The organism is Streptomyces sp. NBC_00029 (genome assembly GCF_045160505.1).
Taxonomy (GTDB): Bacteria; Actinomycetota; Actinomycetes; order Streptomycetales; family Streptomycetaceae; genus Streptomyces.
In genome coordinates this window covers 1,232,614-1,244,943 of sequence record NZ_CP108292.1, presented here as the reverse complement: position 1 = coordinate 1,244,943, position 12,330 = coordinate 1,232,614, and the positions used below count along the sequence as shown (strand labels likewise).

At 70.5% G+C, this 12,330-nt stretch carries 12 protein-coding genes; 6 read left to right on the top strand and 6 right to left on the bottom strand.

Annotated elements, in window-relative coordinates:
* Positions 1 to 147: 147 nt before the first annotated feature.
* On the bottom strand, positions 148 to 1,140 hold the full coding sequence (locus OG753_RS06205) for a DUF4344 domain-containing metallopeptidase (RefSeq protein ID WP_405787493.1): 993 nt from the start codon (positions 1,138 to 1,140) through the stop codon (positions 148 to 150).
* Positions 1,141 to 1,311: 171 nt separating this feature from the next.
* On the opposite strand from OG753_RS06205, the gene OG753_RS06200 reads away from it, so the two are divergent.
* Positions 1,312 to 2,145: a hypothetical protein gene (locus tag OG753_RS06200; RefSeq protein ID WP_405787492.1), complete on the top strand. Its 834-nt coding sequence runs from the start codon at positions 1,312 to 1,314 to the stop codon at positions 2,143 to 2,145.
* Between the two features lie 83 nt (positions 2,146 to 2,228).
* Here the strand turns inward: OG753_RS06200 and OG753_RS06195 are convergent, their stop codons facing one another.
* Both OG753_RS06195 and OG753_RS06190 read right to left on the bottom strand, forming a co-directional pair.
* Positions 2,229 to 2,552: a hypothetical protein gene (locus tag OG753_RS06195; protein WP_405787490.1), complete on the bottom strand. Its 324-nt coding sequence runs from the start codon at positions 2,550 to 2,552 to the stop codon at positions 2,229 to 2,231.
* Positions 2,553 to 2,647: 95 nt separating this feature from the next.
* A complete protein-coding gene (locus OG753_RS06190) occupies positions 2,648 to 3,526 on the bottom strand; it encodes a GNAT family N-acetyltransferase (protein WP_405787488.1) in 879 nt (292 codons plus the stop codon).
* 412 nt (positions 3,527 to 3,938) lie between these two features.
* Here OG753_RS06190 and OG753_RS06185 point away from each other — a divergent pair, with 412 nt between their 5' ends.
* Positions 3,939 to 4,826, top strand: coding sequence for an SDR family oxidoreductase (locus tag OG753_RS06185; RefSeq protein WP_405787486.1), 888 nt, complete (start codon positions 3,939 to 3,941; stop codon positions 4,824 to 4,826).
* Between the two features lie 238 nt (positions 4,827 to 5,064).
* Here OG753_RS06185 and OG753_RS06180 read toward each other — a convergent pair whose 3' ends face one another.
* Entirely contained in the window at positions 5,065 to 5,913 is an 849-nt protein-coding gene (locus OG753_RS06180) for a hypothetical protein (RefSeq protein WP_327260771.1), read from the bottom strand.
* Positions 5,914 to 6,210: 297 nt separating this feature from the next.
* Positions 6,211 to 7,293, bottom strand: coding sequence for a hypothetical protein (locus tag OG753_RS06175; protein WP_405787483.1), 1,083 nt, complete (start codon positions 7,291 to 7,293; stop codon positions 6,211 to 6,213).
* 496 nt (positions 7,294 to 7,789) lie between these two features.
* Here OG753_RS06175 and OG753_RS06170 point away from each other — a divergent pair, with 496 nt between their 5' ends.
* Positions 7,790 to 8,005 (top strand): hypothetical protein, encoded by a 216-nt coding sequence (locus OG753_RS06170; RefSeq protein WP_405787481.1) that lies wholly within the window; start codon positions 7,790 to 7,792, stop codon positions 8,003 to 8,005.
* Between the two features lie 602 nt (positions 8,006 to 8,607).
* Positions 8,608 to 8,910, top strand: a complete 303-nt coding sequence (locus tag OG753_RS06165) for a hypothetical protein (protein ID WP_405787479.1) — start codon at positions 8,608 to 8,610, stop codon at positions 8,908 to 8,910.
* Positions 8,911 to 8,991: 81 nt separating this feature from the next.
* On the opposite strand, the gene OG753_RS06160 is transcribed toward OG753_RS06165, so the two are convergent.
* The gene (locus tag OG753_RS06160; RefSeq protein ID WP_405787478.1) at positions 8,992 to 9,549 is read right to left on the bottom strand and encodes a GNAT family N-acetyltransferase; all 558 of its coding nucleotides are present in this window, start codon (positions 9,547 to 9,549) and stop codon (positions 8,992 to 8,994) included.
* Between the two features lie 341 nt (positions 9,550 to 9,890).
* Here OG753_RS06160 and OG753_RS06155 point away from each other — a divergent pair, with 341 nt between their 5' ends.
* Together OG753_RS06155 and OG753_RS06150 are read left to right on the top strand one after the other, a co-directional pair.
* Positions 9,891 to 11,021 carry an alpha/beta hydrolase family protein gene (locus OG753_RS06155; protein WP_405787476.1) on the top strand — a complete coding sequence of 377 codons (1,131 nt, stop codon included), beginning with the start codon at positions 9,891 to 9,893 and terminating at the stop codon, positions 11,019 to 11,021.
* A 220-nt stretch (positions 11,022 to 11,241) separates the two neighbouring features.
* A complete protein-coding gene (locus OG753_RS06150) occupies positions 11,242 to 12,189 on the top strand; it encodes an NADP-dependent oxidoreductase (RefSeq protein WP_327260767.1) in 948 nt (315 codons plus the stop codon).
* The last annotated feature ends 141 nt before the right edge of the window (positions 12,190 to 12,330 follow it).

Below are 12,330 nucleotides of genomic sequence, written 5' to 3'. Positions count from 1 at the left end.
TCCATGCCTGCAACCGTGTACGGCGGCGCAGTCGGTGACGGCAGCCCGGACGCACTGCCTCAGGTCAGCACGACCGCATCACGCGTTCGCCCAGAGCCCGCGCGACGACCGCCGGCCGGGCCTCGCGGGCCTCTCGGGCGAACGGGCTCACTGACTGCTGCGGATCTCGTCGATCCGCTTCGCCAGAGCCTTCGTCTCCGCGATGAGCAGCGCGTGTGCCTTCCTCTGCTCCTCGTCACCCTGAGCCTTGAACGCCTCGCTGAAGTGGGGCTGGAGCTGGGTCCACCAGCCGTAGTCCAGCATCGCCCACGCCTGCGGGCAGAGGGGCGCGCGGGTCTTCGGGAGATACCCGCTGTCGACCAGGGACTGCTGGTACTTCTTCGGGTCGCTGCCCTCCAGGTAGCAAAGGAAGTTGAAGGCCCGCTGCTGGGTAATGGGGTGGTCGCTCGACAGGCTTTCCAGGGTCGGTCGGCCCTCCTTGCGGGCGATCTCGTCGAAGAGGATCGCGGCGGCCAGCGACGGGCCCGGTCCGACCTCGTTGACGGTGGAGAAGGACGCGTAGCCGTCGGCCGCGTCCTCTTCGAGGCCGAGGTTGGCCAGGAGGAGCTGGCGTTGTAGGGCGTGACCCATCTCGTGGCCGAAGATGAACTCCGTCGACAGGACGGTCAGGTCGTCGGTGTTGTAGTCGGACGCGGGGAACGGTGCAGGCCGTTCGACGGTCTTCACGACGTCGGCGAGTGCCTTCTCGATCTCGGTCAGGAACGGCGGCGGGATGAAGATCGTCCTGCCGTCGGGCTGGGTGACCGCGTCCGTGACCCCGGGCGGCACGTCGGAGGTGACCTTCACGACCAGATCGTGGGGGAGGGTGAGCGCTCTGTTCACCCAGTCGGCCGACCGCTCCAGCACACGGGAGTTCCGGATCAGGGCCACGGCCGGCCGGTCCTCCGGTTTGACCGTTCGGGTCTCGTAGACGACGGTGACCCTGCCGGAGGGCGTCGCTCTGGGGTGAGGTCCTGCTCCGGGCCCCTGCCCGGCGTCGCGGGCCTCGCCGCTGCACCCGGTCACGACGACCCCGGCGAGTACCAGCACGCCTGACAGGACGAGGCTCGCCCTCTTCGAGCAATCGGCGGTGTTCGGCATCCTTGATCGGCTCCCGTCGCGTGCTCCCGTCGCGTGTTCCCGCATCGATTCTCGAGCCGTCCGGAAGCGGGCGCCCGCCGAGCCGCCCGTTCGGGGGACCGCTCGCCCGCCGGAGCCCAGAGCACCGGCGCGCAGCCCACGGGTCGGTGATCACCCCTTACGATCACGTCCATGTCGACCACACCGTCCGCCCCTGTCCTGCGCGGCAGCGGCGGCGCCGTTCTCCGTTACGAGGCTGACTCAGTGACGCTGCGCCGCGGGGACGAAGAGATACGCATCCCCCTGCAGGCCGTCCGTGACGTCATACCGGACCGCCGGGCCGTAACTGTCGAACTGCGAGCCCCGGCCGGCGGTACGCCCCTCACGCATCGGATCGATGGCGTTGGCGAGGCTGCGGCAGGCCTGTTCGCGAGGGCGGTGGGAACGGCCCTGGCCGCGCTGCCGGAGCCGGACCCGTCCTTCGACGGTGCCTCGCTCGTGACGACCGTCTCGCTGCGCACTCCCCGGCCACCAGGTCCGTCCGTCAGCACCGGTGAGAAGGCAAAGGGTATCGCCTGGCTCTTGCTCGCTCTCGGGCCCGGTCTCGTGACGCTCATCGTGACCGGCGTGCTGGTCGTCATGCACGGAGATGCGGGCATGCTCATCCTCGCGGTCCCGATGGGACTCCTGACCGTGTTCCTCAACCTCGCGAGTGCCGTCGCAGCTGAGCGGACCCTTCAGATGTGGCTCCTACCCCGGCGCGGCATCACGGTGATGGCCGTGCGCACCAGTCCGTACGGCAAGTCAGGGAATTACGAGTACACGGATCCGAGCGGCCAGACCCACAGCTACGGCCGGGACGCGTACGCGAGCCAGATCGAGATCAGCTACCACCCGGACCGCCCCGGCAGTCCGATCGGTGTCTATCCCCCCTCCACGCGTGTGGCGGCCACCATCGGGACCTTGCTGCTGTGGGTCGTCACGGCGGGCCTCATCTTTCTGGCGATGATGGCCGCCACCGAGTGACCATCAGGGCGGCATGCAGGACGTCGTAGCCGACGCCGTGACCGCAGGGGGCCGGCCTTTGCGCCACGGCAGATCGCCGCGTGTCATCCGTCGCACGACGCGATGCCGGCGGCTCCATTGGGCGTGCTGGCACCGTGCCTGGGAACGGCCGTTGACGATTGCGGCCGGTTCTTCGAGCCGAGCAGGTGTCCGCCTCCGGTTGCAGCCACGGGGAGAGACGTCCACGGCCGGCACCAGACTGCCGCCACGGGCCCCGGGGCAACGGCACGTCGGCCGGCCCGTCGCAGCCGGGTGACATCGATCCGGCCTTGGTTGAGTCCGCAATACGGGGCACCGTGCCCGCGTCGGTGCTCGGGAGCGAGCGCCAGGTCGACGAGCGTGCGGACCCGGCCGTCCGTGCACAGCAAGGCGTTGCACAGCTCGACGGCAAGCGTGGGGCGTGTATCGAAAGCGCAGACGGGCCGGGCGGGGTGATGCCCCGGTCCGGCTCGTCCGCTCTCTGCTAGAGGTCGAGCCGATGCTGGTGTGTCGTGTGCGTGGGTGTGTAGGCGAGACCGTCGTTGATCTGTCTCATGTGCGTGTTGCCGTCGGCGGTGTCGGTCAGGAGGCCACCGAGGTCCGGATAGTCCCTATGGGCCTGTCGGATCGACTCGGCCTTCATCCAACGACCGAGGCCGTGTCCACGGTGCTCGGACAGCACGCCGGTGCCGTAGTGCTGGCCGTCACCTGCGCCGTTGCCGGGGATGACGAGTTCGGTGAACCCGGCGATCGCGCCGTTGGAGACGTCGACGGCGACGACGGTGTGCAGGTGGTCACCGCGCTGTTCGACGGCCTTCGCCGCGGCCCGCACGCGGTCCACGTCCCAGATCACGATGCCGCTGTCGGCGTCGTCCATGGGCATGTCGTCCATGGCGCGGCGAGAGGCGGTGAACGTCTCGGCGAGGTCGTCGGGGACGGTTCCCTGCCATGACATCAGCCGGTAGCCGGGATGCGGCCGCTCGATGATCTCGACGAGGACGGCGGTATCCACCTCAGCCAGTGGCAAGCGGGTGAACCTCAAGGCGAGGACCTTTCGGAAGCCGCGCGCCGCCAGGAAGTCGTCGCCGGGCGATCCGGCTTCTGCCTGCGCGACGACGCAGCGTCGGGCATGGTCCCGGGCGGTGGCCACGGCGGTGTCGAGGAGCCGGGAGCCGACGCCCTTGCGGCGCTCCGCAGGATGAACACGGAGGTCGAGCTCGGCCACATGCTCCTGTCCGCCATCCAACAGGCGCAGAAAGGCCGTGCCGGAAGGGATGGAATCCGCGTCCGATGCCAACCAGGCAAGACGCCGGCCGTGCGGCCCGTGAGCGGGGTCGGTCAGTGGGGTGATGCGAAGGGACAAGGTGTCTCCGTCGTGAGGAGGTGGCAGAGGTCAGTACGCGGACTCAACTGCTGGGCACTCCTGCGCATGTGCTCCGCACCTCCTCGTCGACAGCGCCGGCCTGCACCCATGCAAGCGGCTGCGTGAACCTAGCTGGCCGATTGGCTCCTGGGCAACGGGTTAATGAGGGCCGCTGCGTGTGGCCGGCCCGGCCCGATGCGGGGCGCGAACCAACTGCGGCGAGTCTCCACGCTGCCGGCTTGCCCACTGCTACGAGGTCCGACCTGACGGGAGCTGGCGCACGCGCCGCCGGCGCCTCATGGAGCACGAGGTGCCGGAGTCGGGTTCGTGTGAGACCGCGTACGCCTTGTCGTCCGCCGATCAGAATTGACGCTCCCTCAGGCGTCCCGTCGACGTCTTATAGTGAGAAACTATGTCTCACTTAAAGAAGTCCCCTCCCATTGTTGTCACCGGGGCCACCGGGACGATCGGCCACCCGGTCGTCGCAGGGCTGCTTGATGCCGGTCATGCGGTGCGCGGAATCTCGCGACACCCGCAACGTGCCTCACTCCCGGAAGGTGCGGACGTGGTCTTCGGCGACCTGGACGACCCGTCCACACTGGGGCACGCATTCGACGGTGCCGCGCAACTCGTCCTGATCGCGGTCCCCGAGACCGTTGAGGCGGTCGTCTCTCGCGCAAAACAGGCGGGCATCGAGCACGTGGTTGTGGTCTCCTCCGCCGCCGTAACGGCCGGCTACGACACGATGTACAACGCCGTCGTCGAGCAGGCCGTCATGGACTCGGGACTGGATTGGAGCATCGTGCGTCCCGGTGAGTTCGCGACAAACTCACTCCTCATATGGGGACCAGCGATCAAGGCAAGTCGCCGAGCCGTGGAGCCCTTTCCTGATCAGATCGGGCATCCCGTTCATGAGGCCGACGTTGCCGACGTCGTCCTGGCCAACCTGTTCGACCCACACCGCCTCGGACGGATCGACACGATCATCGGACCGGAAAGCCTCACCAAACGCGAACAGGTTGCAGTGATCGCAGAAGCGATCGGAGAACAGATCACGCTCGATGAGGTCTCCGCCGAACAAGCCCGCGACTTCTACCGGGCCCAAGGGGGCTTCGCGGCCGCGAACGCAGACTTCCTGTTCGGGTTCGAAAGCTACGACGGCATCGAAGGCATCGCAGATGAACCCAGTGACACGAGGGCCCCGAAGGGCGATGCCTACCTCACACTCGACCAGATAACGGGAACTCCAGCTCGCTCCTTCCGCCACTGGGCGCACGGTCACGCCTCTGACTTCATTTGAGCGATGACAGGGGCGGAGATGTCGACGAGACTGACAACGAAACGCTGTCACTTGAAGTCGACGAAGCCAGTGCTCCTGCTGCTGGGTCCGGCGACGCCGACGACGTCGACCGTGCTGGTCACAGCCATCAACGAATGGCTGTGACCAGCACTTTCGCCCTACACATGGCCGCGCACCCGCCCGCAGTCGGCATCGCTGGTGCGGGCATGGGCGGGACCGGGCGGTCGAGCCCCGGTGCTCAGGCCTCGATCTGCATCCAGGTGTCGCCGGCGCGGAGCCACAGGACACCGTCGCGGCCCTGGGCGCAGCGCATGACCACCGGCCCCGGTAGTCGCAGCTTCTCCTGGGCAGTGATCACCCAGGCATCGTCGAAGAGCTCCGCGCGGCTCAGCTCGACGCCGGGACGGTTGTGGAACCGGTGGGTGAGGAGCATCCGGGTGCCGCGGACGGCGATGCCGTCGGTGTCTCTCAGGGGGTTGCGGTAGCTGGTGATGTCGCCGGTGGCGGGATCGACCCGGGACACGAAGGCACCCTCGTGGCTGTACCAGGCGAGCCAGGCCGTGGCCTCCTCCGTGGCGCCCGCGCTTCCGCCCAGGGGCCATACGGGGAGCCGCCCCTGAGGGCTCCAGGTGTGGGTACCGTCGGTGTCCCAGCGGGCCAGGCCGGCACTGGTCTCCGGGTGGTCGCCGTAGATGCCCTCGTCACCGTACGAGGTCCAGATACCGCCGTCGCGGTCGGTGATGATGAAGTCGATGTCGTCGCCGATGCAGAAATGACTCACCGGATGTCCCCCGGGGGAGTACACCATCGCGTTCCTCTCCCAGATGCCGTTCCGGTCCCGGCGTATACGGCCTGACACCAGCAGAAACCGTGACCACGACAGCAGAGCCAGGTGACTGGTCCACGCGGATATGCCGGTGACGGGCGTGCGGTGTTCCACCCCACCCGAGACCACGACCAGTACGCCGTCACACGGAGCCGCCACGCTCCATCCGACCCATCCCTTGACATACGGGGAGCGGCGCAGGTTCCGTTCCTGGACCAGCACCACCGCGAGTTCGTTGCTCGGTCCGACGCTCCACCACAAGGCCCGCCATCCAGCCCGGGCATCCTCAGGGGGCAGGCTCCACACGACAGGCAGTTCGCCAAGTGCCACAGGTCTTCACCTTTGGGACTCCAGGCCCCAACGGCGCCCGAAGAGAGGTACGTTACCGGGCCGCGGTTGTGCGTTTCGACCGCCCCTGCCCGATGCACTCATCAGGCCAGTGCGCCACCTGCGGATGGCCCGACCGTCGAGGTCTCCTGCAACCCCCGCGAGCGCTGTAAGACGGCTCCTCGGTCTCGGCATGCCCGGCCTCCTCGTCTTCGGCGTCACCCAAGAGGTCTATGGGGTTCCGGGTGCCCGGGGCGGGTCGATTGCGGTCAGTGCCTTCCGTGCGGCGCGGTGGAGTGCCTCGTCCGCGGGGATGTCGCCATAGCGGCGGGGCGAGGACGTGACCTCGTGCAGGACGGGCAGGGCTGATGCCGCCGGGCCGCCGATCGCGCCCAGGATCCGTACGGCCCGCAGGGCCGGCAGGGTCGTCGTGTGTCCGGCCAGCGGGGCCAGTTCCGGCAGCAGGGCCGCCACGGCCGGCGCCGCGTCGCCGGTGATCCGCCACCAGGCCTCGGCGGCGCCGACCCGGCTCCATGCGCCGGGGCACGTCAGCAGCGGCCGTAGCGCGTCGGCGTACGGGGCGGCCTGCGGGCCGAGGTCGGCCAGGTAGCGGAGCACCGGCTGTCCGAGGCCGGCCCGGGCGGCCGCACCGCAGATCCGAAGGGCCGGTTCCGGGTCGCCCGTCAGGCGCCAGTACGCCCAGGCGGCGGTCTGTGTGCCGCCGTGCCACGGGTGCCGGCCCGGCCCGGGGTCGGCGGTGGTGAGTGCGGCGAGCAGGCCGGGCGCCGATCCTGTCGCGGCGGCCGGGCCGATCGCGCCCAGCGCCTCGGCGGCCGCGCGCGCGAGGGGGGTGTCCAGCAGGGCGACCAGTTCGGGCACCGCGGGCGCGGCCGCCGGGCCCCACCGGGCGAGCGTGTGCAGGATCCGGGTCGCCGTGTCGGGCCGGCTGCGGTCGGCGAGGCGCAGGCGGCAGACCGGCAGCAGGTGCGGGGCCCAGCGCGCGGGCAGCGGGGCGGGGGTGTTGAGCCAGAGGCGTCCGAGGCGTGCCGCGTACCAGTCCGCGGCCCGGTCGTCGTCCATGCCGACCAGGGCCCGCAGCGCCAGGTCGGCGTTGCCCGCGGCGGTGACGCCCCCGGACCGCTCGACGTGGCGGACCAGCCGGTCCGCGCAGGAGGCGGCCGCGGTGCCGCCCTCGGCCAGGACCTCGACCGATGCGGACGCCACATGCTCGTCGTCGAGTCCGGCGGCGACGGTATCCCACAGTTCCGGCGAGGGGGCGCGCCAGTACCGCAGCCGCGCGCCGGCGGCACGCACGGCCGCGCGGCGCAGTTCCGCGCGCGGGTGGCCGGCCGTCGCCGCGACCAGTGCCGCGGACGGACGCGTGCGGGTGGGGCGCCGTTCGCCTCGCGAAGCGTTTGTCCGGCTCGTAGCCGAAGGGCCACCACGGTACGTCCGGGAGCCGCTGCTTCCCGGCGGCCGCCAGTCCCCGGGCCACGGCACGGCCCGCGGCGTCGTCGGCCGCCTCCGTTCCGTCCGCCGCCTCCGCGCCGTCCCGTGCCAGCACGCCGCGCGCGGCGGCCAGCGCGACCAGCGGGTGCGCGTGGTCCAGCCAGGGATGGAGCCACTCCCGGTCCCGCGACAGCTTCCCCACCGCCAGCAGTTGGGACGTGAGCGCCGTCGGATCGTCTTCCACGGTGGCCCGCCGCCGCAGAGCGTCGAGCGCGGCCGGGTCGGTGCAGCGGACGGAGCGCAGGACCCAGGCCGCGCCGGTCCGCACGCCGGGCGCCCGGTGCGCGATCAGGGGCAGTACGTGGGGCCAGGAGTTCGTGAACAGCTCGTACGCCTCACGGTGGACGCCGACGGGGCTGCGGCAGGCGCCGTGTCCGCGCCGGGCGAGGAAGTCGAGGACCTGCACCAGGCGTCGATCGTCGAGCTCCGGGAGCAGGGCGAAGAGGTGGGTGACCGTGTGGGCGAAGAGCGGGGTGTCGCGGCTCCAGCCGAGCTTGTCCTCCAACCGGAGCCATGACTTCTGGCGTTGCCCGAAAGCCACCAGCCCGCGCAGCAGGCCCGGTATCTCCTCCCTGCCCGCAGGTACGTCTTCCAGCACGTGCCAGGCCACCGGCCCGGCCCCCCGTTCGTTCATGCCAGGGAGCCTAGGCGGTCCGTGTCCGCCTGCGCCGGGCCCCCATGGGGTGGTGTCGGCAGGAATCCGACCCGGGATGCGGTCGGGTCACCGTTCCCGGGCGCTCTCGGCGGCCACGGGCAGCAGGTCGCGGCGTTCGGCCCCCAGGCCGACCAGCGGCACAGCTGGAGCGCGGACCGCCGGGGCTTCCTCGGCACCGGGACCGCCGGCGCCATTCCGGCAACCTGTCCGCCCGCGACATCGACCAATGCGGGAACTGCGGGACGACCGACGCGGTGGGCGGCTGGATGGTCGCATCGCCTGGGCTGTCCTGCGCCGACTGATACGACGTGATGTCCGGCGAGCCCGGGCGCCACGGCCTTCGGTACCACCGGCAGGAGAAGCGATCGCCCTCCCCGCAGAGCCCCGGCCGGCAGGAACAATCACCGCGCGAAGCAGAACGAGGCAGCTTGTCCAAGGGCGGCTGGGGAGACGATCATTCGGTCATGAGACCCGAAGTGCAGACGTTCGTTGCCGACGGACCGCTTCCCGGTGGGGACGCGAGCGAGGAAGAGATCGACAGGCGTGAACGCCAGCTGAGGACGATCTCCCGCCCTGTTACGTCCGAAGAGGCGGCTGCCCTGGCCACCTGCTTCGGCCCCGACGACTGCTACGGCGTTGCCTGGACGCTTGTCCACCTGATCGAGACGGCTCCCAGCCGGGTGCCACAGTGGGAGGATCCGGGTCCGGAAGCCGGAGACTGGGCCGAGGCTCTGCGGGGGCGATGGGGCAGCGGCTTGACGGCCTGACTGCATGAGGTGTCCTTCTCCGCGAAAGCCGGAGGAAAAGGCCTCATGCCGGCCCGCTGCGCCCCGGCGGAGGTGGCGTCGTCAGCGTAGGTCGAGCAGCATCACGTCGTGTAGGTCCGCGCCCGTGCCCCAGGGCCGCGCCTCGCCCACCTTGCGGTATCCCCACGTCCGGTAGGCGGACGACGCTGCCCGGCTGGCCGGGTGGACGTTCAACAGCACCCGCTCGGCTTGCATGCTCGCGAGCAGCGTCTCGTGCAGGCGCCGCGCGATGCCTTGCCCACGCCACGGTCCGCGCACGGCGAGTTCCATCAGTCCGAAGGTGCGGTGCCCGTCTTCCCGCCGCATGTCGGCGGGCACCGGCACGGTCAGTTCGTCCCACCAGCCCGTGTCGGGGCCGAGCGGGTGGCCGTACGCCATGCCGACCGGCTCGCCTTCCTCCGTACGGGCCAAGGCAGCGCGGAAGGCGTGCTTGCGGGCCTGCGGGGGAAAGCGGCGGAAGGCGGCGACGACGTCGTCCCCGGTCTCGTTGTACGGAGGCTCGGCGAACGCTTCGGCATAGATCAGCCTGAACGCTTCCTGGGCCTGCACTGCGGCTGATCCGTCCATGCGCTCCACCGCGATGGTCCCCTGCTGCGTCATGTGATGCCCCTTGGTCGGTCTCGCAGATGTGCCCGGCACACCTTATGGACGACCGGGCCGCCACCACGATCCATTTCGGCACCGAGCGCAGTTCCACGGATCCCCCAGTGCTGCTGACCGGTCGACGGCCCGCGAGCTCGGGACCACCCGTTCCAAGGCCCTGATTCGCCTCCTGACCGCCTCGGATCCCACCACCTCCCGGGGATGTCAGCCCGGGGATGTACGGCCGCCACCGGCGTACATCCCCGGGCCGATGGCAGCCGTTCGCGCCCGGCATAGCGTTCGAGTCATCGGCCCGCACCGGGCCGGACATCACGCAAGACATGCTGGGAGACGACTCGATGCAACGACGCCTGTTCCTGGTCGGTGCCGCTGTTGCCGCGGCTCTGGCGGGCACCTTCTCCGCCACGACCGCCCATGCCGACACCCGCCCCTTACCACCGCCCGGGACCGCGCTCGTGCTCCCCGTACCGTCCGGGCACCACCCGGTCGGTAGGTCCACGGTCCACCTGAAGGACGAGAACCGGGCCGACCCGTGGGTCCCCTCGGAGAAGCGGGAGCTGATGGTCTCCCTCTGGTACCCGGCCGTCAGGCCGGCGGGCACGCCCTCGCCCTACATGACGGCGGAGGAGTCCGAGCAGTATCTGGCAGCCGCCGGACTGGACCTGCCGACCGATCTGTTGGCCAACGTGAGGACCCACTCGACGGTGGACGCGAAGCCGTCGAAGATCCACGGCAGACTGCCGCTCGTCGTCCTGTCACCGGGCTTCGGCATGCCACGCGCCACCCTCACGGGCCTCGCCGAGGAGTTCGCAGCCCGCGGCTACGTCGTCGCCGGCATCGGACACAACTACGAGGCGGACGGCATCTCGTTCCCCGACGGGCGCACCACCTCCTGCCTGGCGTGCGCGGACAGGGACTACCCCAAGGTCGGCGCAGTCCGCGCCGAGGACATCTCCTTCGTACTCGACGAGCTCACCGGCCCCCGGTCGCCGTGGAAGCGCGGCGCGCCCATCGACCCCGGCCGCATCGCCGTGGTGGGGCACTCGGCCGGCGGTTTCAGCACGATCCCGGCCATGCTGCGCGATCCGCGTGTCAAGGCGGCGGTCAACATGGACGGCAATTTCCGGTTCCCGAACGACACGCCCCTGGACCGGCCGTTCCTGATGCTGGGCCAGCCCAGTCACATACCCGGCGGCATCGACTCGACCTGGGACGAGACCTGGACCGAACTGACCGGATGGAAGCGCTGGCTGAGCGTCGACGACACCGGGCACCTGTCCTTCACCGACCTGGCATCCCTGGCCAAGCAGTGCGGCATGTCCCTCCAGCGATTGGACGGTGACCGCGCCGATGCCATCACCAGGGCCTACGTGACGGCGTTCGTGGACACCCACCTGCGCGGACGGAACGCCTCGCTGCTGGACGGACCGGCAGCACGTTTCCCGGAAGTGCGCTTCCACCGCCCCTGAGGTTGATCACCGCCGGAGGAGGCGGCGGCGCGGGCTGTGGTCGCCTCGGTGCGGGTTGCCTTCGGCTACGCCGTCCGGGTCCGCCCTGGCCGACCGGGGTGTGCTGGGCGGGCCTGGTCAGCGTTCCCGGGTGATGATCCGTTGCGGACCACCCCGGTGTCCGGCCGTCCTCGTGCCTCTGGCCGCAGAGGCTGAGCGGCCATTCGTGAAAGGCTCCGCTATGCGCGCTTACGTCATCGACGCCTTCGGCGACACCCCAGCCCTTCGGGAGGTTCCCGTTCCGGACCCGGAGCCGGGCGAGGTGCAGATCAAGGTCCGTGCGGCAGGACTCAATCCGCTCGACTTCAAGGTGGTCGGCGGAGAGCTGGCCAACTCGGGAGCCGAGTTCTCCTTCCCCCTCACCCTCGGCTTCGACGTGGCGGGCACCGTGACCGCAGTCGGCGAGGGCGCCGGCTTCGCCGTTGGCGACGAGGTGTTCGGCCTGGTGTGGCCGAGCTCCTTCGAGCACGGCTCCTTCGCCGAATACATGACCGCCCCCGGGCACGCGGCCCTGGCGCCCCGCCCCGAGGGCCTGGACCCCGCGGCCGCTGCGGCGCTGCCGATGACCGGCGGGACCGCACAGAGCGCGGTGGACTGGCTCGGCCTGACCGAGGGCGAAAAGCTCCTGGTGGTCGGTGCGACCGGAGGCGTGGGCTCCTACGCGCTGCAGATGGCCGCGGGCCGCGGCGCCCACGTCATCGCCGTGGCGGCCACCGCGGACCACGAGTACGCCCGTTCCCTGGGCGCGGCCGAGGTCATCGATCACCGCACCACCGATGTCGCCGACGCGGTCCGCTCCGCCCACCCCGACGGCATCGACGCCGTCATCGACCTCGCCGACGACGCCGAGACCGTCGCCACCCGTATCGCACCTCTGCTGCGTGACGGCGGCCGACTGCTCAGCACGGTCTTCGCCACGGATCCCGACGCTCTCGCGGCCCAGGGAATCAGGGCGGTGAACTTCGCCTACCGCGCCACCGGCGAGGACATGGCCCGTCTCGCCGTCGGGGTGACGGCGGGCGGCCTGCGCGTCGCCGAGACCCGCAGCTACCCCCTCGCCTCCATCGACGAGGCACGCACCGCTTTCCTGAACGGGCACGTCCGCGGCAAACTCGTCATCACGCCCTGACCGAGACCAGGTCACCAGGGCCCGCGGCCTCGGAGTTCGCGGTCGGCACCGCCGACCGCCGTCTGCATGTCCCACCGAGCCGATCCCGGACCACGTCTCCCCGGGTCGCTGTGCTCGACGGACAGCGCACGTGCTGCGGAG